At 60.8% G+C, this 21,877-nt stretch carries 14 protein-coding genes and 6 pseudogenes; 12 read left to right on the top strand and 8 right to left on the bottom strand.

Features of this window, described 5'->3' with window-relative positions:
- Nucleotides 1-13: 13 nt before the first annotated feature.
- The 4 genes and pseudogenes from pcaF to pcaR all read right to left on the bottom strand — a co-directional run bounded on the left by pcaF (nucleotide 14) and on the right by pcaR (nucleotide 3,857).
- Nucleotides 14-1,214: pseudogene (gene pcaF / locus JN403_RS10010) on the bottom strand (3-oxoadipyl-CoA thiolase).
- Nucleotides 1,211-1,989, bottom strand: a pseudogene (locus JN403_RS10005) (CoA-transferase subunit beta). The pseudogenes pcaF and JN403_RS10005 overlap by 4 nt, the downstream one beginning before the upstream one ends.
- Nucleotides 1,986-2,846, bottom strand: a complete 861-nt coding sequence (locus JN403_RS10000; RefSeq protein WP_205486861.1) for a CoA transferase subunit A — start codon at nucleotides 2,844-2,846, stop codon at nucleotides 1,986-1,988. The pseudogene JN403_RS10005 and the gene JN403_RS10000 overlap by 4 nt, the downstream one beginning before the upstream one ends.
- Before the next feature lie 168 nt (nucleotides 2,847-3,014).
- Nucleotides 3,015-3,857, bottom strand: coding sequence for a pca regulon transcriptional regulator PcaR (gene pcaR / locus JN403_RS09995; protein ID WP_205486860.1), 843 nt, complete (start codon nucleotides 3,855-3,857; stop codon nucleotides 3,015-3,017).
- An 814-nt stretch (nucleotides 3,858-4,671) separates the two neighbouring features.
- Between pcaR and JN403_RS09990 the strand changes: the two genes are divergently transcribed.
- Entirely contained in the window at nucleotides 4,672-4,869 is a 198-nt protein-coding gene (locus tag JN403_RS09990) for a hypothetical protein (RefSeq protein ID WP_037014498.1), read from the top strand.
- A 242-nt stretch (nucleotides 4,870-5,111) separates the two neighbouring features.
- Nucleotides 5,112-6,584: an inorganic phosphate transporter gene (locus JN403_RS09985; RefSeq protein WP_065992277.1), complete on the top strand. Its 1,473-nt coding sequence runs from the start codon at nucleotides 5,112-5,114 to the stop codon at nucleotides 6,582-6,584.
- 105 nt (nucleotides 6,585-6,689) lie between these two features.
- Here JN403_RS09985 and JN403_RS09980 read toward each other — a convergent pair.
- Nucleotides 6,690-8,179 (bottom strand): annotated as a pseudogene (locus JN403_RS09980) (helicase HerA-like domain-containing protein).
- 234 nt (nucleotides 8,180-8,413) lie between these two features.
- On the opposite strand from JN403_RS09980, the pseudogene JN403_RS09975 reads away from it, so the two are divergent.
- From JN403_RS09975 to JN403_RS09965, 3 genes and pseudogenes are all read left to right on the top strand, one after another.
- Nucleotides 8,414-9,504, top strand: a pseudogene (locus JN403_RS09975) (glycosyltransferase family 1 protein).
- Entirely contained in the window at nucleotides 9,497-10,276 is a 780-nt protein-coding gene (locus tag JN403_RS09970) for a polysaccharide deacetylase family protein (protein WP_240356881.1), read from the top strand. The pseudogene JN403_RS09975 and the gene JN403_RS09970 overlap by 8 nt, the downstream one beginning before the upstream one ends.
- Nucleotides 10,273-11,268, top strand: coding sequence for a lysylphosphatidylglycerol synthase transmembrane domain-containing protein (locus JN403_RS09965; protein ID WP_122535998.1), 996 nt, complete (start codon nucleotides 10,273-10,275; stop codon nucleotides 11,266-11,268). The genes JN403_RS09970 and JN403_RS09965 overlap by 4 nt, the downstream gene beginning before the upstream one ends.
- Here the strand turns inward: JN403_RS09965 and JN403_RS09960 are convergent.
- Both JN403_RS09960 and purU read right to left on the bottom strand, forming a co-directional pair.
- Nucleotides 11,245-11,433 (bottom strand): hypothetical protein, encoded by a 189-nt coding sequence (locus JN403_RS09960; RefSeq protein ID WP_122535997.1) that lies wholly within the window; start codon nucleotides 11,431-11,433, stop codon nucleotides 11,245-11,247. The genes JN403_RS09965 and JN403_RS09960 overlap by 24 nt on opposite strands.
- 104 nt (nucleotides 11,434-11,537) lie before the next feature.
- Entirely contained in the window at nucleotides 11,538-12,389 is an 852-nt protein-coding gene (purU, locus tag JN403_RS09955) for a formyltetrahydrofolate deformylase (RefSeq protein WP_122535996.1), read from the bottom strand.
- A 346-nt stretch (nucleotides 12,390-12,735) separates the two neighbouring features.
- Between purU and mvaT the strand changes: the two genes are divergently transcribed.
- On the top strand, nucleotides 12,736-13,113 hold the full coding sequence (gene mvaT, locus JN403_RS09950) for a histone-like nucleoid-structuring protein MvaT (protein ID WP_122535995.1): 378 nt from the start codon (nucleotides 12,736-12,738) through the stop codon (nucleotides 13,111-13,113).
- Nucleotides 13,114-13,213: 100 nt separating this feature from the next.
- On the opposite strand, the gene sbcB is transcribed toward mvaT, so the two are convergent.
- Nucleotides 13,214-14,644: an exodeoxyribonuclease I gene (gene sbcB / locus JN403_RS09945; protein WP_205486859.1), complete on the bottom strand. Its 1,431-nt coding sequence runs from the start codon at nucleotides 14,642-14,644 to the stop codon at nucleotides 13,214-13,216.
- Between the two features lie 235 nt (nucleotides 14,645-14,879).
- On the opposite strand from sbcB, the gene JN403_RS09940 reads away from it, so the two are divergent.
- The 6 genes and pseudogenes from JN403_RS09940 to JN403_RS09915 all read left to right on the top strand — a co-directional run bounded on the left by JN403_RS09940 (nucleotide 14,880) and on the right by JN403_RS09915 (nucleotide 21,867).
- On the top strand, nucleotides 14,880-15,617 hold the full coding sequence (locus JN403_RS09940; protein WP_205486858.1) for an RDD family protein: 738 nt from the start codon (nucleotides 14,880-14,882) through the stop codon (nucleotides 15,615-15,617).
- Entirely contained in the window at nucleotides 15,614-16,594 is a 981-nt protein-coding gene (locus JN403_RS09935) for a stage II sporulation protein M (RefSeq protein ID WP_122622433.1), read from the top strand. Before JN403_RS09940 ends, JN403_RS09935 begins: the two co-directional genes overlap by 4 nt.
- Nucleotides 16,581-18,226 (top strand): annotated as a pseudogene (locus JN403_RS09930) (DUF4129 domain-containing protein). The gene JN403_RS09935 and the pseudogene JN403_RS09930 overlap by 14 nt, the downstream one beginning before the upstream one ends.
- A complete protein-coding gene (locus JN403_RS09925) occupies nucleotides 18,223-19,443 on the top strand; it encodes a DUF4350 domain-containing protein (RefSeq protein ID WP_205486857.1) in 1,221 nt (406 codons plus the stop codon). The pseudogene JN403_RS09930 and the gene JN403_RS09925 overlap by 4 nt, the downstream one beginning before the upstream one ends.
- Entirely contained in the window at nucleotides 19,440-20,516 is a 1,077-nt protein-coding gene (locus tag JN403_RS09920) for a MoxR family ATPase (protein ID WP_240356879.1), read from the top strand. The genes JN403_RS09925 and JN403_RS09920 overlap by 4 nt, the downstream gene beginning before the upstream one ends.
- Nucleotides 20,513-21,867 (top strand): annotated as a pseudogene (locus tag JN403_RS09915) (DUF58 domain-containing protein). Before JN403_RS09920 ends, JN403_RS09915 begins: the two are co-directional and overlap by 4 nt.
- Nucleotides 21,868-21,877: the final 10 nt, after the last annotated feature.

Genomic DNA, 21,877 nt, shown 5'->3' with positions numbered 1-21,877 from the left:
CCAAGAAGGTCGTTTAGCGCGCTATCGCAAGGGCCAGGCCTTGCCCCACGCCAACGCACATCGTGGCCAGCGCTTTGCTGCCGCCGGTTTTCTCCAGCTGATGCAGCGCCGTCAGCACCAGCCGCGCGCCGCTCATGCCCAGCGGATGTCCCAGCGAAATCGACCCGCCGTTCGGGTTCACCTTGGGTGAATCGTCAGCAATGCCGAGTTCACGCAAGACCGCCAGGCCTTGGCTGGCGAACGCTTCGTTGAGCTCGATGACGTCGAAATCACTGACCGCCAGACCCAGTCGGGCCACCAGCTTGCGCACCGCCGGGACCGGGCCGCTACCCATGACGCGAGGCTCAACGCCGGCACTGGCCATCCCCAGTATGCGAGCGCGCGGCGTCAGGCCGTGTTTCTTGACGGCTTCGGCGGACGCCAGAATCATCGCCGCCGCGCCGTCGTTCAGGCCGGCGGCGTTGCCGGCCGTGACCGTTTTGCCAGGCCCGTTGACCGGCTTCAGCTTGGCGAGCGCCTCAAGGCTGGTATCGGCACGGGGGTGCTCGTCGGTGTCGACGACGGTCTCGCCTTTTTGTGGGCGACGCGCACGGGCACGATCTCCTCAGCGAAGAAGCCTGAGGCCTGAGCCGCCGCCGTACGCTGCTGGCTGCGCAGGGCAAACGCGTCCTGATCCTGCCGGGAGATGCCGAAATCCTCAGCGACGTTGTCCCCGGTCTGCGGCATGGTCTCAACGCCGTACTGATCTTTCATTTGCGGATTGACGAAACGCCAGCCCAGGGTGGTGTCTTCCAGCTTCTGGCCGCGGCCGAATGCCGCGTCGGCCTTGCCCATCACGAAAGGGGCGCGGGACATGGACTCGACGCCGCCGGCAATGGCCAGCTCCATCTCGCCACAGGCAATCGCACGGAACGCTGAACCCACTGCGTCCAGACCCGAGGCGCATAACCGATTGAGGGTCACGCCCGGCACAGTCGCTGGCAAGCCGGCCAACAGCGCCGCCATGCGCGCGACGTTGCGGTTGTCTTCCCCGCCTGATTGGCGCAGCCGAGGAACACTTCGTCCAACTCATTCCAGTTGACCGACGGGTTGCGCGCCATAAGGGCCTTGATCGGCAACGCGGCCAGGTCATCCGCCCGAACGGTCGCCAGGGCGCCGCCAAACCGGCCAATGGGGGTGCGAATTGCATCGCAGATAAATACGTCCCGCATCATGCTTCTCCCGGGGCCTGGCCATGGGCGGCAGCGGTCCGCGCCTCCAGATCACGCAACGCGGCCAGTTCGTACTCGGTAGGCGCGTCGGATTGCACGACCGTTTCGGCAAAGCGCAGGTCCCAACCGGTGGCGGCGATCACCTGCTCGCGGGTCACGCCGGGGTGCAGCGTGGTCACGACGAATTCGTGGGTGCCCTCCTCCGGCTCCATAATGCACAGGTCGGTGATGATGCCGACCGGCCCGGCACCCGGCAGGCCGAGGCGTTTTCGGGATTCGCCCCCTTCGCCGTGGCCGACCGAGGTCAGGAAGTCCAGCGTGTTGACGAATGTCCGTGGGGACTGCTTGAGGATGATCAGCACTTCTTTGGCCGAGCCTGCAATTTCCGGCGCGCCCCCGCACCCGGCAGACGCACTTTCGGGTGGTGATAATCGCCGACGACCGTGGTGTTGATGTTGCCGAAACGGTCGACCTGAGCCGCGCCAAGAAAACCGACATCGACACGCCCGCCCTGCAGCCAGTAACGGAAGATCTCGCTGGTGGACACGACGGTGTCAGCGGTTTCCGCCAGTTCGCCGTCACCGATGGACAGCGGCAGCACATCTGGCTTGGCGCCGATGGGCCCTGATTCGTAAATCAGCACCACGTCGGGCGAGGAAGTGAGGCGCGCCAGATTGGCCGCTTTCGAGGGCAGACCGATGCCGACAAAGCACACGGCGCCGTTTTTCAAGCGGCGCGCGGCGGCGACGGTCATCATTTCGCTGGTGGAATAAGTCATTGGTGAGCCTCCGCCGCGTGGGCCAGCTTGTTCTTGAACTCACTGAAGTCACGGGTGCCATGGATGTATTCGTCGATCCAGGCGGTAAACGCCTCACGGTCGCGGGCGATGGCGTCCCACGCCTGATAGAAACGGTTGTCGCGCTCGTAGTAGCCGTGGGCGTAGGAAGGATGAGCGCCGCCCGGCACGACGCAAACAGCACTCAGCGCCCAGGTTGGCAGTACGCAGGCGTTCATCGGCGCCTTGAGGTCATCGACAATTTCCTCGACCGTGACGATGCAGCGCCTGGCCGCCAACGCCGCCTCTTTCTGAACCCCGAGAATGCCCCACAGCAGCACGTTGCCTTTGCGGTCGGCTTTCTGCGCGTGGATCACCGTAACGTCGGGGCGCACTGCCGGCACCGCGGCCAGCACTTCTCCGGTGAACGGGCATGTGACGGATTTGATCAGCGGGTTCACCTTCGGCAGATCGGAACCGGCATACGCCCGCAGCACCGCGAACGGCAGGCCCGACGCGCCCGCCACGTACGCGTTGGCGAGGTCGGCGTGGCTGTGTTCTTCAATCTCCATGGGCTGCGGCCATTGCCGTTCGACGGCATCACGAAGCCGATGCAACGAGCCAACCCCGGGGTTACCGCCCCACGAGAAAATCAGACGTCTCGCACAGCCTGCGCCGATCAACTGGTCATAAATCAGATCGGGCGTCATGCGCACCAGCGTCAGATCTTTCTTCTTCTGGCGAATGAGCTCATGTCCCGCCGCGGTAGGAATCAGGTGGGTGAAGCCTTCCAGTGCAACGATGTCACCGTCGTTGACGAACTGCTTGACGGCCTCGTGGAGGGAAAGAATTGCAGCCATGGGGGTGCTCCAGGTTCACACTCGGTTGCCATGCCCTTGACGGCTTGGCGTTGAGAATGAGGTTATGCCTGGGCAAAGGACGGGACAATCCGATAACCGACTAAGTGTTCGATCACCGAACGGTTAGTGGAGACTGGAGCCAGCTACGGTCTCACCGCTTTATAGCCGTCAAGTAAATAACTGCGTGCTGAGGTCACGGCTGGCACTCAGCATGATCGGCAGAAACTTCTGCTCCAGGTCATTGCGCGCCACCCGACCCGCGCTGGTGCTGACATTCAGCGCCGCCAGAACCTGACCCGATGCGTCGTAGACCGGCACTGCAATGGAACGCAAACCCTGCTCCAGTTCCTGATCGACAATGCACCAGCCCTGCTGCCGCACTTGCTGCAGGCATTCGAGCAAGGCCTCGGGGGTGCGCAAGGTGCGACTGGTTTTGGGTTGCAGATCCACGTGGTCGAGGTATTCCTGCAACGACACATCGTCCAGCGCTGCCAGCAGAATCCTGCCCATGGACGTGCAGTAAGCCGGCAAACGCCCGCCCACCGCCAGATCCACGGAGATCAGTCGCTGAGTCGTGGCCGAGCGCGCGATGTAAAGAATGTCGTCGCCTTCCAGCGTGGCCATGTTGCAGGCCTCGTGCAGCTGATCACTCATGCGGTCCAGATACGGCTGCGACGAAACCGCCAGGGGTGTGGACGACAGGTACGCATGGCCGAGCGTCAGCACTTTAGGCAGCAGCGAGTACGTGCGCCCGTCCGTGGTGGCGTAACCCAATTTGATGAGTGTGTGCAGGCAACGACGAACTGCGGCCCTGGGAATTTCCGTGCGGTGGCTGATCTGGGCGATGGTCAGATGCCGCTTGCGCTCCTGGAACGCTTGAATGACGGCCAACCCGCGCGCCAGCGAGGTCATGAAGTCCGGATCACCGGTGAGCGCCTGAATCCTTTTAGCAGGGGACGCAACAATCGGCGGCGCAAGTGACGTGAAAGAATTACGCAATTGGTCGTTCATGCTGACACCGTTCGTCGTGGCCGCGGAAGCCTTGTAGACCGCCACTCTCGCCTGTTTCCTGAGCCACGGCAAGTGAGCTTTGGGCGATTATCGAACGAGTGGCCGATAATCGCAATTGACCGGCCGCACCGTTGCTTATACCTTTCACCTTGCCATAAGGCTTCTTTGGATTACTGGTCAGGTACCCACTGAGAAGTCCCGGGCACGGCCTTGCTAACCGCAAGGCCGTTTTGTTTCCGCCCTCCGCATTATCTGTAACCGAATAAATACACATCTGCTATTGCACCTTCATACCCGAGAATTTACGTCGCCAGAAAACTGCCTGTCGCGTTAAACATTTGACTCACAAAGTTCTGACGTAAAACCGAGTGTGCAACTTAGGAACCTTCGTACATAAAAAAGGTATAAATCCTCCATTGTTCGACTGCGACACTCTCGACAGTTGACTCGCTTGCGCATCTTCGCGATAGTGACCGCCATTGAAGCTCCGGAACGCTATCGCGTGGTTTAATCCCCCCGCCCATTCGGCATGGATCCAAACTCACGCAGGCATTGCCCGATTCGATCGCAATGTTCAGCGGCGGCAGGCCAATACCACGGTCATTTGCCATCCTGCAGACAATCAATAAAGAATGTTGCTACGACAGTTTTGTCATTCCGGTGTACGTAGCCGCCCCTGTTTGAAGTGTGAATCATCTTGCGCAGCGCTCCTGCCCGATGGTTATTCCTGATCCGATACAGTGCGATCGTCAGGCCCGACACTTTCAGACTCGGCGTCAGCACCGGGATTAAACTCAACCGATCAGGTATTAACGTGACCAAAGATGAACTGCGCGCAGAATTAGAGCGCCAGGAACAACGTTACAAGGAAGTCTACGGCGGCGAAGTCACAACATACGCCGCTCAGCCCGAGCCAGAACGCAAGCCGTGGCGCAAGCGGGCGAGCCTGCTCGATCAGGCTTTCAAGCAAGAACTGCAAAAGATGGAAGAAGAACTCAAGGAAGAGCCTTGAGCAGGTAGCTTGCCTTTCGCTGACCCAGGCAGCCGACGGCGAACCCGCGATTGCTTGAAAGACCGCGCTTAATAGATTCGACCCTGATTCAGGGGTGCTTCGCACCGTCCTTCCGGACAGGAAGTCAACGGGCTGATGAGACAGAAATTGGGTTGCCGTTTGCTACCAATGATCCGCGCGCCTATCGCGCAGTTTTTTCTGTCATAATCCCGCCCCCTTAAGACCGGGTCAGAAAACCTTCCATGATCGATCTATTCAGCGGACTGGATGCTTGGGTAATTGTGAGCCTGTTGCTCGCCCTGGCGTTTGTCCTCACCTTCGAGTTCATCAATGGCTTTCATGACACCGCCAACGCGGTGGCGACAGTCATTTACACCAAGGCCATGCCGCCCCATCTGGCAGTCTTTTTCTCGGGCGTGTTCAATTTCCTCGGGGTGCTCCTGGGTGGCGTCGGCGTGGCATATGCCATCGTCCATCTGCTGCCGGTCGAGTTATTGATCAACGTCAACACCGGTCATGGTCTGGCCATGGTGTTCTCGCTGCTGGCTGCGGCCATCACCTGGAACCTCGGCACCTGGTACTTCGGTATTCCCGCGTCCAGTTCGCACACCTTGATCGGTTCGATTCTCGGTGTAGGTCTGGCCAATGCGCTGATCAACAACATCCCGCTGGGCGAAGGCGTGAACTGGCAGAAAGCGATCGACATCGGCGCTTCGCTGGTGTTTTCGCCACTGGCCGGTTTCATCGTGGCAGGTCTGGTGCTGTTGGGTCTCAAAGCCTGGCGCCCGCTTTCCAAGATGCACAAGACCCCGGAACAACGCCGCAAGCTCGATGACAAAAAACACCCTCCATTCTGGAATCGCCTGGTTCTGGTGATTTCCGCGATGGCGGTGAGCTTCGTGCACGGTTCCAATGATGGCCAGAAAGGCATTGGTCTGATCATGCTGGTGCTCATCGGTATCGTCCCGGCGCAGTTCGTGCTGGACCTGAGCACCACGACTTACCAGATCGAACGCACCCGCGACGCGACCCAGCACCTGAGCCAGTTTTACCAGCGCAACAACGCGACGCTGGGCGAGTACCTGGCACTGGGTAAATCAGCGGCGGGCGACTTGCCTGAGCGCTTCAGCTGCAACCCCGAGCAGACCGAGCCGACCATTGATGCGCTGTTGAGCAACCTCAAGGGCGTCAATGACTACCACAGCCTCGCACCGGAGCGTCGCATCGAAGTGCGTCGTTACCTGCTGTGCCTGGACGACACGGCACGCAAGGTCGGCAAGCTGCCGGCGCTGGATGCCCGTGAAAAATCGGATCTGGAGAAGCTGCGCAAGGACCTGACCGCCACCACTGAATACGCGCCGTTCTGGGTGATCTTCGCCGTTGCTCTGGCGCTGGGCATTGGCACTATGGTCGGCTGGAAACGTGTGGTGCTGACCATCGGCGAGAAGATCGGCAAGCAAGGCATGACCTACGCGCAGGGCATGTCCGCTCAGATCACCACCGCGAGCGCCATTGCGCTGGCCAACGTGTTCAGCCTGCCGGTTTCGACCACTCACATCCTGTCGTCCGGCGTGGCCGGGACCATGGTGGCGAACAAAAGCGGCCTGCAAGGCGGCACCGTACGTAACATTCTGCTGGCGTGGGTGTTGACCCTGCCCGCCACGGTGGCGCTGTCGGCAGGGTTGTTCTGGTTGGCGTCCAAAGCGCTGGCCTGACCTGACTGCACGGCATGATCTGAAGAAGCCCATTCATTGAATGGGCTTTTTTGTGGGTGCGAGATCAGCGAGGTGTTCATCGGGATGAGCGTGTGGGCGAAGGTTTTAGCGGCGTTTTTTACCACCGCCCAGCAACGAGCCCATCAATCCCCGTACCAGCTCGCGACCGATCTGGGTCGCGGCCTGGCGCATCGCGCTCTTGACCGCCTGCCCCGCCAATCCACCCAGAAACCCCCGGCCATGTCGGCAAAGCCGCCTTCTGACTTCTCCTCGGCGGGCAGTTTTTGCGCGGGGTCCGTCGAAGCGCCTTTGCGCGCCAGCAGCATTTCGTAGGCTGATTCGCGATCCACGGGTTTGTCGTAACGACCGGCCAGTGGCGACCGGGCCATCAGGGCGGCGCGTTCAGCCTGGGTCAACGGCCCGATGCGCGATTGCGGCGGGGCAACCAGCACCCGCTGGACCATTTCAGGCGTGCCCTTGTCCTGCAGCGTGCCCACCAGCGCCTCACCGATGCCCAGTTCGGTCAGCACCGAGAGCGCGTCGAACTCAGGATTGGGGCGAAAACCATCCGCGACGGCTTTCAACGATCGTTGCTCCTTGCTGGTGAACGCGCGCAGGCCATGCTGAATGCGCAACCCGAGCTGGGCCAGAATCGTGTCCGGCAAATCCCCGGGAGACTGGGTGACAAAATACACGCCGACGCCTTTCGAGCGAATCAGCCGCACCACTTGTTCCAGACGCTCCTGCAGCGCCTTTGGCGTATCTGCGAACAGCAAATGCGCTTCGTCGAAGAACAGCGCCAGCAACGGTTTGTCGGCATCGCCGCGCTCGGGCAATTGCTCGAACAGCTCGGCCAGCAGCCACAGCAGGAAGGTGGCATAGACCTTCGGCGAGTCGTGCACCAGCCGGCTGGCATCCAGCAAATGAATCTGCCCGCGGCCGTCGCTTGCAGGCTGCAGAATGTCTTCCAGTTGCAGCGCCGGCTCACCGAACAAGGCCTCGGCGCCCTGCTGCTCAAGGACGGCCAGCCGACGCAGCAGCGCCTGACTCGACCCCGTGGTCATCAGCGCGCTGTCGTCGCCGAGTACTTCGGGGTTGTCGCGCAGATGATTGAGCAGCGCCTTGAGGTCCTTGATGTCCAGCAACAACAGCCCTTCCCGATCCGCCACCTTGAACGCGGCGTAGAGCGCCGACTGCTGGCTGTCCGTCAATTCCAACAGACTTCCCAACAGCAGCGGCCCCATTTCCGATAAGGTCGTGCGCAACGGATGGCCCGTTTCACCGTGCACATCCCACAGGGTCACCGGATAGCCCTGAGGTGTATGGCGCAGCCAGGGCATACCGGCAATGCGCTCGGCGATCTTGCCTTGAGGTTCGCCTGCAGCGCCGAGCCCGCAGAGATCGCCCTTGATGTCGGCCGCGAACACCGCCACGCCGGCATCGCTGAACACTTCCGCCAAGCGCTGCAGCGTGACGGTTTTTCCGGTGCCCGTCGCGCCGGCCACCAGTCCGTGACGATTGGCCAGACGCATCGTCTGCCCGATCGGCTGGCCCTTCAGGTCAGCGCCAATAAGAATCTGTTGTGAGTCAGCCATCGGTTCACCCAAGCGTCGCGTTTGATAATCCCGAGGGCACTGCGGCAACGGTCCGAATGGACCACCACCGCAGATCAGCCCCAAGGCCACTTCTCTACTCTAGCGCAAGCGCTGCGGCGCCCACCCATGGTCATAGGTGCGATGATCTGCAACCGAACATCTGTATCTGTGGGTGGTCAACCGCAAGTACCGACCACCGGACGGAGCCTTACTGTGCATATCGCTGACATGACCATGTTCTACGCCCCTGCCAGCGGTGGCGTGCGCACGTATCTGGACGCCAAACACCGTCGCCTCGCGCAATACCCGGGCGTGCGACACAGCCTGCTGATTCCCGGACCGCAACGCAGTCATGAGGACGGCGTATACCGTGTGCCGGCGCCACCTGTGCCCTTTGGCAACGGCTACCGCTTTCCGCTGCGCGTGGGTCCCTGGCGAGAGGCCCTGCGAAGCCTGCGACCGGACCTGATCGAAGTCGGCGACCCTTACCTGACCGCATGGGCGGCACTGGACGCCCGACGCCAGCTGGACGTGCCGGTCATTGGCTTCTACCACTCCGACCTGCCGCTGCTGGTGCGAAACCGCATCGGCACCTGGCTGGGCGCCAACGCCGAGAATTACGTGAGCAAGCTCTACGGCAACTTCGACCGGGTGCTCGCGCCGAGCGCGGCAATGGCCGACAAGCTGATCCGTCTGGGTGTGATGAATGTGCATGTGCAGCCGTTGGGGGTTGATCTACAGACGTTTCATCCTTCGCGGCGAGACCCCGGTCTCAAGGCCGAGTTGGGCCTGTCGGAAGAAACACACCTGCTTATCTTCGCCGGACGAGGTTCAAAAGAAAAAACCTGACGGTTCTGCTGGACTGCATGAAAGCGCTGGGTGCGAATTACCACTTGGTGCTAGTGGGCTCTCATATGCCGACCGGCGTGCCAGCGAATGTGACGGTTGTGGATAAATTCCGCCCGACCGCCGAAGTCGCGCGGCTGCTGGCGAGTGCTGATGCGCTGGTGCATGCCGGGGATCAGGAAACCTTCGGCCTGGTGGTGATCGAAGCCATGGCCAGCGGAATTCCAGTGGTCGCAGTAGATGCCGGGGCGTTCCGCGAAATCATCCCCGCGCATTGCGGCCTGTTGTGCGAACCCAATCATCCGCTGGCCATGGCGTCAGCGGTGCGCCAACTGTTTGCAGAGAACCCGGCACGCCGAGGCGCACAAGCGCGGCGTCATGTGGAGACGCACTACGCGTGGGACACCGTGGTCACCGGTTTACTCGGGCATTATCAGGCAGTCCTCGGCGCCCATCAGCCGGTCTATGCCCATGGGTGACATGCCTGCAATCACCCAGCGCAGCCTGATGCTGGTGCTCCATGACGTGGCGCCCCAAACCTGGCCGGATTATCGTCCGTTTGTAGAAGCCGTCGATGCACTGGGAAATGTGCCCATTACCTGGCTAGTGGTACCGGACTTTCACAAGCAGAACTCCATCGACGCCAACCCGGACTTCCAGCGGGTGATGCACGACCGTCTTGCACGTGGCGATGAACTGGCGCTGCACGGTTATTACCATTGCGACGACAGCCCCGCGCCGCGCACGCCGCAGGACTTTTTCATGCGGCGCATCTACACCTGGGAAGGCGAGTTCTACACCCTCAACGAGCAGCAGGCGATGCAGCGACTGGAAGCCGGCATGGAAGTGTTCCGGCGCAACGACTGGCCGTTGCACGGATTCGTTGCGCCGGCCTGGCTGATGAGCAAAGGCACACGTGATGCCCTTCGAAAATTGCCGTTGGACTACACAAGTGATGCCCAACACTTGTATCTTCTGCCGGACTTTTCCGAGATCGATGCACCCGGCATCGTCTGGAGCGCTCGCAGCGCCTGGCGCCGGGGCGTATCGAAGATCGTCAGCAACCACCGTGAGGCTCAATTGCACAACGCCGCAACTATTCGTCTGGGTCTGCACCCCGTAGACATGCGCCACAATTTTTCCCGTCGTTACTGGCTGCAAGCCCTTGAGCGCTTGCTCAGCGACGGCCGTACGCCGACGAGCAAATTTGCCTGGTTACAGGGACTGAATGCCGCAAGGTCCGCGGCGTGAGGCGACTTGGCTGGCTCGCCGCAGCGCTGATACTCGCCCTGCTGATTCCGTTCTTTATGGGCGGCGCAGACATGTTTCATCGCCTGCGTAACTTCCCGGTGATGCTCCTGATCGGCATGTTTGTCATGGTGCTGGTGGGCTGGTGCATGAACACGATGCGCCTGCGCCTGCTGCTTGGCGACGCGGCCAGCGGGCTCGGCATGCGCAAAAGCCTCGCGGTGGTGATGGCCACGGAGTTCGCCTACTGCGCGACGCCCGGGGGCAGTGGCGCCCCGTTGACCCTCGTTGCACTGCTCTCGCGCAGTGGCATCGGCCCGGCGAAAAGCACAGCGGCCTTCGCCACTGACCAGCTGATGGATCTGGTGTTTTTCCTGCTCGCGCTGATCGGCATCCTGATTTACGCAGTGTTCCACCGGCTCAGCGAAAACCTGGAATGGATGCTCATTGCCAGCGCCCTGCTGATCGGTGCCGGGCTGTGTGCGTGCGCGGGTTTCGCGCGGTACCACCGACGCATCATTCTGTTCAACGGCCGGGTGCTCAAGCGCCTGAAACGCAAGAACACCACGCGTATTCGCTGGGCGCGCAAGCTGCTGCACTTTCGCGACGCCCTGGCTGAAACCTGGAAGATGCCCCATCGCATCCTGCTGCAGGTGTTTGCATTGACCTGCGTGCACTGGAGTTTGCGTTACAGCGTGCTGTATCTGGCGCTGCAAGGGCTGGGCGTGAACATCGACTGGGCGTGGACGTTCCTGGTGCAGATGCTGTCGTTGAGCGCTGGGCAGTTCAGCCTGTCGCCGGGCGGTGCCGGGGCGGCGGAGCTGACGTCGGCGGCCTTGTTGGCGCCGATGGTGGGCAAGTCGACGGCCGCGGCGGCGATCCTTATCTGGCGGATCGTCACCTACTATTTCTATCTGGTCGCAGGCGGTCCGGTGTTTCTGTTGATGGTCGGGCGCCCCCTGTTGAACAAGTTACTGCGGATCAAGACCGTCTGATTCGTCTTCCGGTCTGGCGGATGTCAGCTCTTTCCATAATGCTTCGGCCCCCTCGAAGTCCGTTCCGTCCTCCGGCGACATTGCGTCGACGTCATAACGGCTCACGCATCCCTCGCCAAGGGTCGGCGGGGCTTTGGAAGTGGCTCTGTCGAGGGGGTCGGTCATGTTGTTCTGCCTGTCTCGCCATAGAAGCCTGATTGCTCGCAAACAATCATGTTGAAGTGGGCCGCTGAAACTTCAGCGGCACATTAAAACCGGCTGATCACTTCTTAATCAAAGACCACTGTCTTGTTGTCATGCACCAGCACGCGGTCTTCCAGGTGCGCGCGCAGGCCGCGAGCAAGCACCATCTTTTCCACGTCGCGACCGAAACGCACCATGTTTTCAATGCTGTCGCGATGGCTGACGCGCACCACGTCCTGCTCGATGATAGGACCGGCGTCCAGTTCTTCGGTGACGTAGTGGCAAGTAGCGCCGATCAGTTTCACGCCCCGCAGCGACGCCTGGTGATACGGCTTGGCGCCGACAAACGAAGGAAGGAAGCTGTGGTGAATGTTGATGACCTGGTGCGCGTATTCCCGGCACAGTTGCGGTGGCAGGATCTGCATGTAACGCGCCAGCACAACAACGTCGGCTTCATGTTGTTTGACCAGACGCGAGACTTCGGCGAACGCCGGCTCTTTGTCTTTTGGATCAACCGGCACGTGGTAATACGGAATGTTGTGCCACTCGACCATGCTGCGCAGGTCCTGGTGGTTGGAAATCACGCAGGCGATTTCACAGTGCAGTTCATCGCTGTGCCAGCGGTGCAACAGGTCGGCCAGGCAATGGGACTCCCGGCTTGCCATGAGCACGACGCGTTTTTTCTGCGCAGAGTCGGTAATCCGCCAGTCCATCGAAAACTCTTCGGCGATGGGTGCGAAGGCTTGGCGAAAGCCTTCGAGGTCGAAAGGCAGAGAATCGGCGCGGATTTCATGGCGCATGAAAAACCAGCCGCTGAGGTTGTCAGAGTGATGGCTCGCTTCAGTAATCCAGCCGTTGTGTGATGCCAGAAAGTTACTGACCTTGGCAACGATACCGACACGGTCCGGGCAAGCAATCACCAGACGAAAAGTGCGCATGTGAAAAACTCCAGAACTTCGCAAAGGCCGCCATTCTAGCGATTAGCGATGGACTGTGCAGTACCTGTATGACACTCATTTCAGGCGGCAAAAAAGCGCACCCTGCCGAGGTCAATGCTTAAGTACCCTACAGGGCCATCGGCGGCAGAAACTCGACGCCAGACACTTCACTAAAAACGGTAAGGTCATTGGCGTTGTATAACGCGACATGTGTATCTGAATCGAGGATAAGTCTGCGGCTATTTCAAAATGCTACGGACAAAACTTTTCTTAAATGTTTACTTGCGCAAACACTCTGATTATTATGCGCCATCGCATCATGCCCATCACAACATAGGTACCCCCCATGTCACTGATCAACGAATACCGCGCAACAGAAGAAGCCATCAAAGAATTGCAAGCACGCCTGCAAAATCTGCAACAAGACGACAAACTGCAGAAAGAACTTGAGTTCGAAGGCAAACTGCGCACGTTGATGGGCGAGTATCAGAAATCCCTGCGCGACATCATCGCCCTGCTGGATCCCGATTCGAAAATGAAGGCTCCACGTGGCGCTGCTGTAAAGCCGGTTGGCACCAAACGCGCTCGCAAGGTCAAGCAATACAAGAACCCGCACAACGGTGAAATCATCGAGACCAAAGGCGGCAACCACAAGACGCTGAAAGAGTGGAAAGCCAAGTGGGGTGGCGACGAGGTTGAAGGCTGGGCAACTCTGCTGGGTTAATTACCGGGTGTAGAGTCAGCCGTCGCGCAGAGATGTTCGACCCAAGAAAACGCCAGCTTATGCTGGCGTTTTTTATTGCCTGCCGTTTACTCCTCTTCGCTTAAAGCCCCAGGCGCTGTTTCAACGCCAGAGAGTATTCCTGCCACTGGGCGAGTACTTTGAGTTGCTCGGGGGTGGCCCTCAGCGAGAGTTCGATCAGCGCACGGCTGAATGCCTTGAACGTATTGGGCGCGCCGGCCTGAGGATCGCTCAGGCGCAACTGACAAAACGCCAACCAGCGCTGTTGCTCGGCAACATTGAGGGTTTCGGCGAAGTTGCGGGCGCGGTACCGGAATAACAATTCAGGCAATCGGGGATCATCGAACGGCCAGCCATCGGTAGCCAGTTGCTGGGGCTCGGCAATTCGCACCTGCTCGCAGAGACGACGATCCCGATCATTGATGAAGCCATCGTACAACTGCTGTTCCGGATCCTCACTGGCAGCGAAGTTGTCGTTGGCATACACGCTCTTCAACTTGTCCTGCCAGATCGCCTGCCCTTCATTCAAAGCGGCCACGCGCGTTTTATAAACACTCATGTCCAGTTGCAGACGCTGACGGTCCTCCTCGCGAAGCACGCTCAGCGGGGCAATGACGGGGCATTTATTAACATGCAACAATTTGAGCGGAACCGGTAACTGGCCTTCGAGCAGATCTTCGCGGCGGGTATACAGACGCTGACGCAAGGTCTCTCCGTCTTCCTCCAGCAACGGGCTGTGGTCATGGAACAGGTCACAGACAATCAATGCATTTCGGTTAACCGGATGCCAAGCCAGCGGGAGTACGACGCTCACATAACTTCGTGCCGCGGAAAATCGACCCGATATATGCACCAGCGGCTGCATCAACCGAATCTGATCCTGGACCTTGTGTTTGAAGCGCAAGCCGAAAAGATAATCGTAAAGTTTGGGTTGTTTATCGCGGACCAGACGCGCCAGCGCGATGGTTGCACGGACATCGGAGAGCGCGTCGTGGGCATGGCCATGGTCTATCCCGTTGGCCGCCGTCAGCCGCTCGAGTTTCAGGGTGACCCGGCCCTCTTCTTCCGGCCAGACAATACCCTCGGGGCGTAACGCATAAGCCGTGCGCACCACATCGATCAAATCCCAGCGGCTGTTGCCGCCCTGCCATTCCCGTGCATAGGGATCGAAGAAGTTGCGATAAAGACTGTAGCGGGTCATCTCATCGTCAAAACGCAACGTGTTGTAACCCGCGCTGCACGTGCCCGGCAGAGACATCTCCGCGTGCAGCCGGGTCATGAAGTCTGCTTCACACAAGCCTTTTTCCGCGAGCCGGTCAGGCGTAATGCCGGTCACCAGGCACGCCGCAGGGTGGGGCAGGATGTCATCGCTGGGCTGACAATAGAGGTTGATCGGTTCACCGATCTCGTTGAGTTGATCGTCCGTACGAATGCCCGCCACTTGCAGCGGCCGGTCGTTGCGTGGATTGATCCCGGTGGTTTCGTAGTCGTACCAGAAGATGCTGGAAGTCACGGGCTGATCCTGAACAAAAGACCGGACGAGTTTAACAGACGCCCCTCCGCGTCTGACGCCAGTCAATAAACCCTACGGCCTGGGATACTGCGACACAGTTTGTGCGAAAGTGGCGGCTGTCTGTGGCCAGCAAGTTGTAACAGGACTATTCCCACACTTCGACCAGAATCATCCTGTTGCTTAGCCGCTCCGGCGTGGCTAGCATCAAACCTCTTTCACCGGCGCGCCTTTCTTTATGTCCCTTTCCCATGCAGAGCCAGGAATTGCTGCACCGCTTGCCCTGCTGGACACTCGTGTTCGCATGGAAACGCCTGAGGGCATAGACCTTATCCTGCGCCCCGCCGGGTTGCTGTCCCGGTCAATTGCTTTCGGCATCGACCTGATGATTCGCGGCGCACTCCTGGGTGCGCTGTTTTTCGTGCTGGGAGCGTTGGGCGACTTCGGCACCGGGCTGTTCATGCTCGCGCTGTTTCTCAGGACCTGGGGCTATATGGTGCTTTTCGAGGTGCTGCATCAGGGACGCACGCCGGGGAAGCAGATCATGGGGCTGCGGGTTATTCACGATGACGGCACGCCAATCGGCTGGTCGGCGTCAGTGCTGCGCAACTTGCTGCGCTTCGTAGACATGCTGCCCTTCGGCTACTGCGTTGGCGCGTTCACCTGCCTGCAGCACCCGCTGTTCAAACGCCTTGGGGATCTCGCGGCCGGCACGTTGGTGATCTATCGCGATTTACCCCCTCAACGGCCGCCGCTGGCTGAAGCCACAGCGATGAGTCCGCCGCTGCCCCTCTTATTGGAGGAACAGCGCGCCATACAAGCCTTTGCCGAGCGGCAAGGCACACTTTCCTCGGCGAGGGCTCAAGAGCTTGCTGCCATCGTCACGCAGCCGTTGCAATTATCTACCTCGCAAGATCCTCACTATCCCGTCCAGCAATTGAATGGCATTGCGCGCAGCCTGGCCGGCTCGCCATGAAGCAGAGCCTGTTCGAACAACGCCATGCAGAAGACTGGCAGCGCTTTGCAACACGCCTTGAGGTGCTGGAAGGGAGTCGCCGTAAAAGTGAATCCGGTGCCGGCTTCAGCCGGGAATACCGTCAGATCTGCCAACACCTTTCGTTGGCGATTGACCGTGGCTACGCCAGTCATCTGGTCGAGCACCTGCAACAGCTTGCGATGCGCGGCCACCAGCAGTTGTATCGCCACCGAAGTCAATTCACTGCGCAGTTGCTGAGTTTTGTGCTGGCGGACTTTCCGCGGCTGGTGCGTGCTCAATGGCGATGGGTCGCCCTCGCCGGCCTGCTGTTTTTTGGCAGCCTGACGTTCATGGCGCTGTTGGTTTACGGCTATCCGGATCTGATCTACAGCGTCGTCAGCCCCGCCGATGTCGCCGAGATGCACGCCATGTACGAGCCCGCCGCACGGCGCATCGGGCAAACGGCCGAGCGCGCATCCAGCACTGACTGGCTGATGTTCGGTTACTACGTCATGCACAATATCGGCATCGCTTTCCAGACCTTCGCCAGTGGCCTGTTCTTCGGCGTCGGCAGTCTGTTCTTTCTGTTCTTCAACGGGCTGATGATTGGCGCGGTTGCGGGCCATCTCACCGATGCTGGCATGGGCGCAACCTTCTGGCCGTTCGTGGTCGGGCACAGCGCCTTCGAGCTGACCGGCATCACGCTGGCGGGTGCGGCGGGGCTAAAACTCGGATGGGCGCTGGTCGCTCCCGGCCGCCTGCGCCGAGGCGAGGCGCTTCGCCAGGCTGCCCAAATCAGCGTACGACTGATTGGCGGGGTCGCGATGTTCCTGCTCATCGCCGCATTCATTGAAGCGTACTGGTCGTCGATGAGCTGGCCGCCAGCGACGGCCAAATATGGGGTGGGCGCTTCTTTATGGCTGTTGGTCGGGGCCTACCTGACGCTTGCCGGACGCACGCCCCATGCGCCTGACTGACGCCAGCGTAGCGATACGCCCACGTACGCCCTGGGAAGCCATCGATCTGGGCGTCCTTCTGGCGCAACGGCACCGCGCCTTGCTGATGACCAGCTGGGCCATCGTTACCTTGCCAGTCTTCGCGCTCCTGACCCTGCTGCTGTGGGATTACCCGTCGGTGTCAGTTCTGGTGTTCTGGTGGCTGAAACCGGCATACGAACGGCTGCCGCTGTTGATTCTGTCCCAGGCTCTGTTCGGCTCGACACCTTCGCTCAAGCAGGCGCTGAAAAGTTTTCCGTCCGCACTCAAACCGCAGATGATCGCGACCCTGAGCTGGCGGCGTCTGAGCCTCAGCCGCAGCTTCTACCAGCCGGTGCAGCAACTGGAGGGACTTGACGGGTTACCGCGGGCGCAGCGCATTGCCGTACTTGGCCAGAAGGATTCCCGGGCGGCGCGTCTGCTGACCGCACTGGGCAGCACCCTTGAAATGACCTTCTGGATCGGCCTGATGGTGTTGTTCTACGCCATGATTCCGCCGCAGATCGAAGCCGACTGGTCGTGGCGCAGCTTGCTGGACATTGAAGGTGAGTGGAACTGGCTTGAGCATCTGACCAACGGGTTTTATGCGCTGGTGTTGATCGTGTGGGGACCGGTTTACGTGTCCTGCGGGTTTTCGCTCTACCTCAATCGTCGAACTGCACTGGAGGCGTGGGACATCGAACTACGTTTCCGCAAGCTGCGCGAGCGTGTTCTGGGCAGTGCAGTGGCGTTGTTATTCGGCGGCGTACTTGCGCTGACGCTGTTGCCGTCTTCCGCTATGGCAGAGTCGGCGGCAAACCCGTTGATGGCAGCCCCGTCAATGGCGGACGAAATACCCAGCGAGTCGGGCAATAGCTGCCCGCTGCCGCCGCTGGACAACCCGCAGACTGACGAGGACGTGGCACCGCCCGACTCACCTCGCCTGCTCAATCAGCCGCTGACCAGCCAGGCGTCACAAAACTCCATCCATTCAGTGCTTGAGCAACCCCCGTTCAAAAATCCCAAACCGGTCTCAGGGTGGCGCATCGCCCAACCTAAACACGATGCCAGCCATGATGCCAGGTCAACCGAGACACCAAATTGGCTGGCGCGACTGGTCGTTGGCGCGCTCAACCTGGGCAAAACCCTGTCGACGGTGTTTGGCGCAACGTTATGGACCCTGCTCGGCCTCACGGTCGCGTGGGTAATCTGGCGCTATCGGGCCTGGTTCGCCACCTTCGTGGATAAAAGCCCCCGCAAGGCAATTGCCCCCGAGACATCCCCCACCAACTCTTCGGCTTGCAAGTTCGCGCTGAAACGCTGCCAACGGATGTCGCGGGTGCAGCGGAGAGGCTGTGGCAGCAGTCACCCCGAGAAGCTTTGAGTCTGCTTTACCGCGCACTGCTGAGCCGACTGTTGACGGATTACCAGTTGCCGCTGAAAAGCGCGGACACCGAGGGCCAGATACTGGCACGCATTGCCGAGCTCAAGCAGCCATCCCTCGATGACTTCAGTCATGAACTGACGCGCCACTGGCAAAATCTCGCGTACGGGCATCAGGTGCCGCCGGATCATGCACGACAGGCGCTGTGTTCAGGCTGGCGGAAGTTGTTCGCGCAGGAAGCACGCACATGAGCCGACGCTGGATCATCGGGCTGGTCGTTGCGCTGATGCTGGCAAGCATCGTCATCGCCAGTGTGCCTGTGCTGAAGCGGCTCGAACGTTATGAGGACACCGTGGACCAGGGACCTTCGCCTGAAGCGCTGGCCAATCCTTACCTCGCCGCGCAAACGTTCATGCGTCAACGAAACATTCAGGTGAAGACCGTTGAAACGCTCACCACGCTCCCTGACCCCCGTGACCAGCCGCAAACGCTGATGCTGCTGGATTTCCGCGAAAGGATGACGCCGTCCGAGGTCAAGCGCTTGCTGGCCTGGACCCGATCAGGCGGCCGCCTTCTGTTTGTTGCCGAACAGTTGTGGGACCCCGCCAAGGGGAGCAGTGGCGACCTGTTGCTGGATCAATTGCAGATTCATCAATTTCTCACCCAGGATCTGCAAGAGCAGGACCGCGAACGACAGCGCGAACAGCTCAAGCCGGTCATCCCGTTGAGCACGCCGGACATTCAAGGCCCGGAAACGCCGTGGCCCGAGTTGACCCGGCTGTTTGTGCAAAACGAAAACGATCCGGCCTACATGAGCTTCGACCCGGCCTTCCATCTCGATGACCCGGAGGATCATGCACAGTCATGGGCCAACAGCGCTGACGCCACGCACCTGCTGCAAATGGTGTACGGCTCCGGATTGATCACTGTCGTCACCGACGCCGATCTTTGGAAAACTCAAGCCATCGGTGAGTACGACAATGCCTGGCTGCTCTGGTACCTGAGCCAGGACAGCACTGTCACGATGGTGCTGCGCACTGAACACGACAACCTGTTTGGGCTGCTCTGGAAATACTTTCCCCAGGCGCTGCTCGCCTTGGCACTGTGCCTCGTTGCAACGCTGTGGCACGCAGGCATGCGCCACGGCCCGATGTTGCCCATCCCGCCGCGCGGTCGCCGTCAGCTCAGCGAACACCTGCGCGCAAACGCCGACTTCATGCTCCGCCGAGAAGGTCAGCATGCCGCGTTGCGCGCCTTGCAACAGGACATCCTGCGCCGCGCCCGGCAGCGCCACCCCGGCTTCGAAACCCTGGCCGTCACCGAACAATGGCAAACGCTGGCGCGCATGACGCGTCAGTCCACCAGCAGCATCGGTCAGGCATTGCGCCCGCGGCCGGAGCAGCGCCTGTCCAGCAGCGAATTCACCCGTCAGGTTGCGTACCTGCAAACCATCAGGAATGCCTTATGAGCGATCAACCGACCGAGCCAAGTCACGCGTCCCATCACCTCCCCACTCCTGAAACCGCGGCTGTGGACCCCACGCACACCGAACCGGCCACCGGCTCGGGCAGCCATCCGGCGCAGCAGCGCCAGCGCGCGATTCATCTGGCACAGGCAGTGCGGCACGAGCTGCAAAAAGCGGTCATCGGTCAGGACACCGTGATCGATGATGTACTGACCGCACTGATCGGCGGTGGGCATGTCCTGCTCGAAGGTGTGCCCGGGCTTGGCAAGACGCTGTTGGTGCGGGCGCTGGCCCGGTGTTTCGGCGGCGAGTTCGCGCGGATTCAGTTCACCCCTGACCTGATGCCCAGCGACGTCACCGGCCATGCCGTGTACGACATGCAGAGCGAGCAGTTCAAACTGCGCAAAGGGCCGTTGTTTACGCATCTGCTGCTCGCGGACGAGATCAACCGCGCACCGGCCAAAACCCAGGCCGCGCTGCTTGAGGCGATGCAGGAACGTCAGGTCACCCTGGAGGGCCGTGCGTTACCGGTGCCGCAACCGTTCATGGTGCTGGCGACGCAGAACCCGATTGAACAGGAAGGCACTTATCCATTGCCCGAAGCCGAGCTCGACCGCTTCATGCTCAAAGTGCGTATGGATTATCCCCAGGCCGATCAGGAGCTGGAGATGGTCCGTCAGGTCACGCGTTCGACCCGCTCTGACATGCTCGACGTCCAGCCCTTGCGCACCTTGATGCAGGCAAAGGATGTGCTCGCGCTGCAACGCATCGCCGGCGATCTGCCGGTGGATGAACAGGTCCTCGATTATGCCGTGCGGCTTGCTCGCGCCACTCGCACGTGGCCGGGCCTGACACTCGGCGCGGGGCCGCGTGCGTCTATCGCACTGATTCGGGGAGCCCGCGCGCGGGCGCTGTTGCGCGGCGGCGAGTTCGTCGTACCTGACGACGTCAAAGGCTGCGCCCTGGCAGTGCTGCGTCATCGGGTGAGGCTTGCGCCGGAGCTGGACATCGAAGGCTTGTCGGTGGATCAAGTGCTCAAGCAAATGCTGGATCAGGTGGCGGCGCCGCGTCGATGAAGCAACTGCTCAAGCCGTCGACACGGATGCTCTGGTGGCTGGCCGTTCTGCTGGGCGTGTCGGTGCTGCTCGGCATTCTGCAGGCATTGGGGCGCGGTCCGGTTGCCCGACTGGACGGGGGTTTCTGGACCCTGCTAGGGGTGATGACTGCCGTCGCTGCGTTGGATGCGGCATGGCTGTGGCGTCTGCCCTCCCCTCGGGTCAAGCGGCGCTTGGCCGGCAGTCTGGGAATGGGGCGCTGGAGCGAGGTGCAGGTCGAGCTGGAACACGATTCCCCCGCGCACTGCACATGACCCTCTTTGATCATGGCCCTACCGAGCCGGACGCCCGCTACGAAACCGAACATCTGCCCCAGAACGTCGCGCTGCGCCCACAGCGCACGACGCAGCTGACTTACCGGCTGCGGCCGGCCAGTCGCGGGGATTTCACCTTCGAACAGACCGAGATCCTCATGCGCAGCCCGTTGCGCCTTTGGTCATCCCGGCGGCATGTACCCAACCATGACACCGTCCGGGTGTACCCGGATTTCGCCCGGTTGCACGACGGACAGCTGCTGGGCGTCGAGAACTGGCTCAGGCAGATCGGCATTCGCCAACAGCCGCGCCGGGGGCTGGGCCGGGAATTTCACCAGCTGCGTGAATTTCGTGAAGGCGACAGCCTGCGTCAGATCGACTGGAAGGCCACGGCCAGGCATCGCGCGCCCATTGCACGGGAATATCAGGATGAGCGCGATCAGCAAATCCTGTTCATGCTCGACTGTGGCCGACGCATGCGCAGCCAGGACGGCGATCTGACGCACTTCGACCACGGGCTCAACGCCTGCCTGCTGCTGAGCTATGTGGCCTTGCGTCAGGGCGACGCAGTCGGGCTTTCAACCTTTGCGGGCGAACAGGACCGTCATTTGACACCCGTCAAAGGCGCGGGCCAGTTGAACGTGCTGTTGAATCACCTCTACAACGTCAACGCGACCCAGCGACCTGCGGATTACGCGGTAGCGATGCGAAACATCCTTGCGCGGCAGAAACGCCGGGCGTTGGTGGTCTTGGTGACTAATCTGCGGGACGAGGATGACGAGCAGTTACTGGAAGCGGTCAAACAACTGAGTCGCCATCATCGCGTGCTGATAGCCAGTTTGCGCGAAGTTGTGCTCGACGATCTGCGCCAAACGCCGGTGCAGACCTGGCAACAGGCCGTGGATTATTGCGGTACGGTCGACCTGCTGAACGCCCGGAGCGGGCTGCATGAGCGTTTGGTCGCCCATGGCATCCCGGTGCTGGATGTGCGCCCCAGTGAGCTGGGCCCGGAGTTGGTCAGCCGATACATGAGCTGGAAAAAGGCCGGGGCCTTGTAGGGTGCCTGCC

Origin of the sequence: Pseudomonas sp. 15A4, assembly GCF_016925575.1 — a bacterium.
GTDB lineage: Bacteria > Pseudomonadota > Gammaproteobacteria > Pseudomonadales > Pseudomonadaceae > Aquipseudomonas.
This window is presented reverse-complemented; position numbering and strand designations above follow the sequence as displayed.

Excerpts from the sequence above, each read along its gene's own strand:
- JN403_RS10000 (WP_205486861.1), bottom strand. The coding sequence starts at position 2,846 with ATGGCTGCAATTCTTTCCCTCCACGAGGCCGTCAAGCAGTTCGTCAAC.
- pcaR (WP_205486860.1), bottom strand. The coding sequence starts at position 3,857 with ATGAACGACCAATTGCGTAATTCTTTCACGTCACTTGCGCCGCCGATT.
- JN403_RS09985 (WP_065992277.1), top strand. The coding sequence starts at position 5,112 with ATGATCGATCTATTCAGCGGACTGGATGCTTGGGTAATTGTGAGCCTG.
- JN403_RS09970 (WP_240356881.1), top strand. The coding sequence starts at position 9,497 with ATGGGTGACATGCCTGCAATCACCCAGCGCAGCCTGATGCTGGTGCTC.
- JN403_RS09960 (WP_122535997.1), bottom strand. The coding sequence starts at position 11,433 with ATGACCGACCCCCTCGACAGAGCCACTTCCAAAGCCCCGCCGACCCTT.
- purU (WP_122535996.1), bottom strand. The coding sequence starts at position 12,389 with ATGCGCACTTTTCGTCTGGTGATTGCTTGCCCGGACCGTGTCGGTATC.
- mvaT (WP_122535995.1), top strand. The coding sequence starts at position 12,736 with ATGTCACTGATCAACGAATACCGCGCAACAGAAGAAGCCATCAAAGAA.
- JN403_RS09940 (WP_205486858.1), top strand. The coding sequence starts at position 14,880 with ATGTCCCTTTCCCATGCAGAGCCAGGAATTGCTGCACCGCTTGCCCTG.
- JN403_RS09935 (WP_122622433.1), top strand. The coding sequence starts at position 15,614 with ATGAAGCAGAGCCTGTTCGAACAACGCCATGCAGAAGACTGGCAGCGC.
- JN403_RS09925 (WP_205486857.1), top strand. The coding sequence starts at position 18,223 with ATGAGCCGACGCTGGATCATCGGGCTGGTCGTTGCGCTGATGCTGGCA.
- JN403_RS09920 (WP_240356879.1), top strand. The coding sequence starts at position 19,440 with ATGAGCGATCAACCGACCGAGCCAAGTCACGCGTCCCATCACCTCCCC.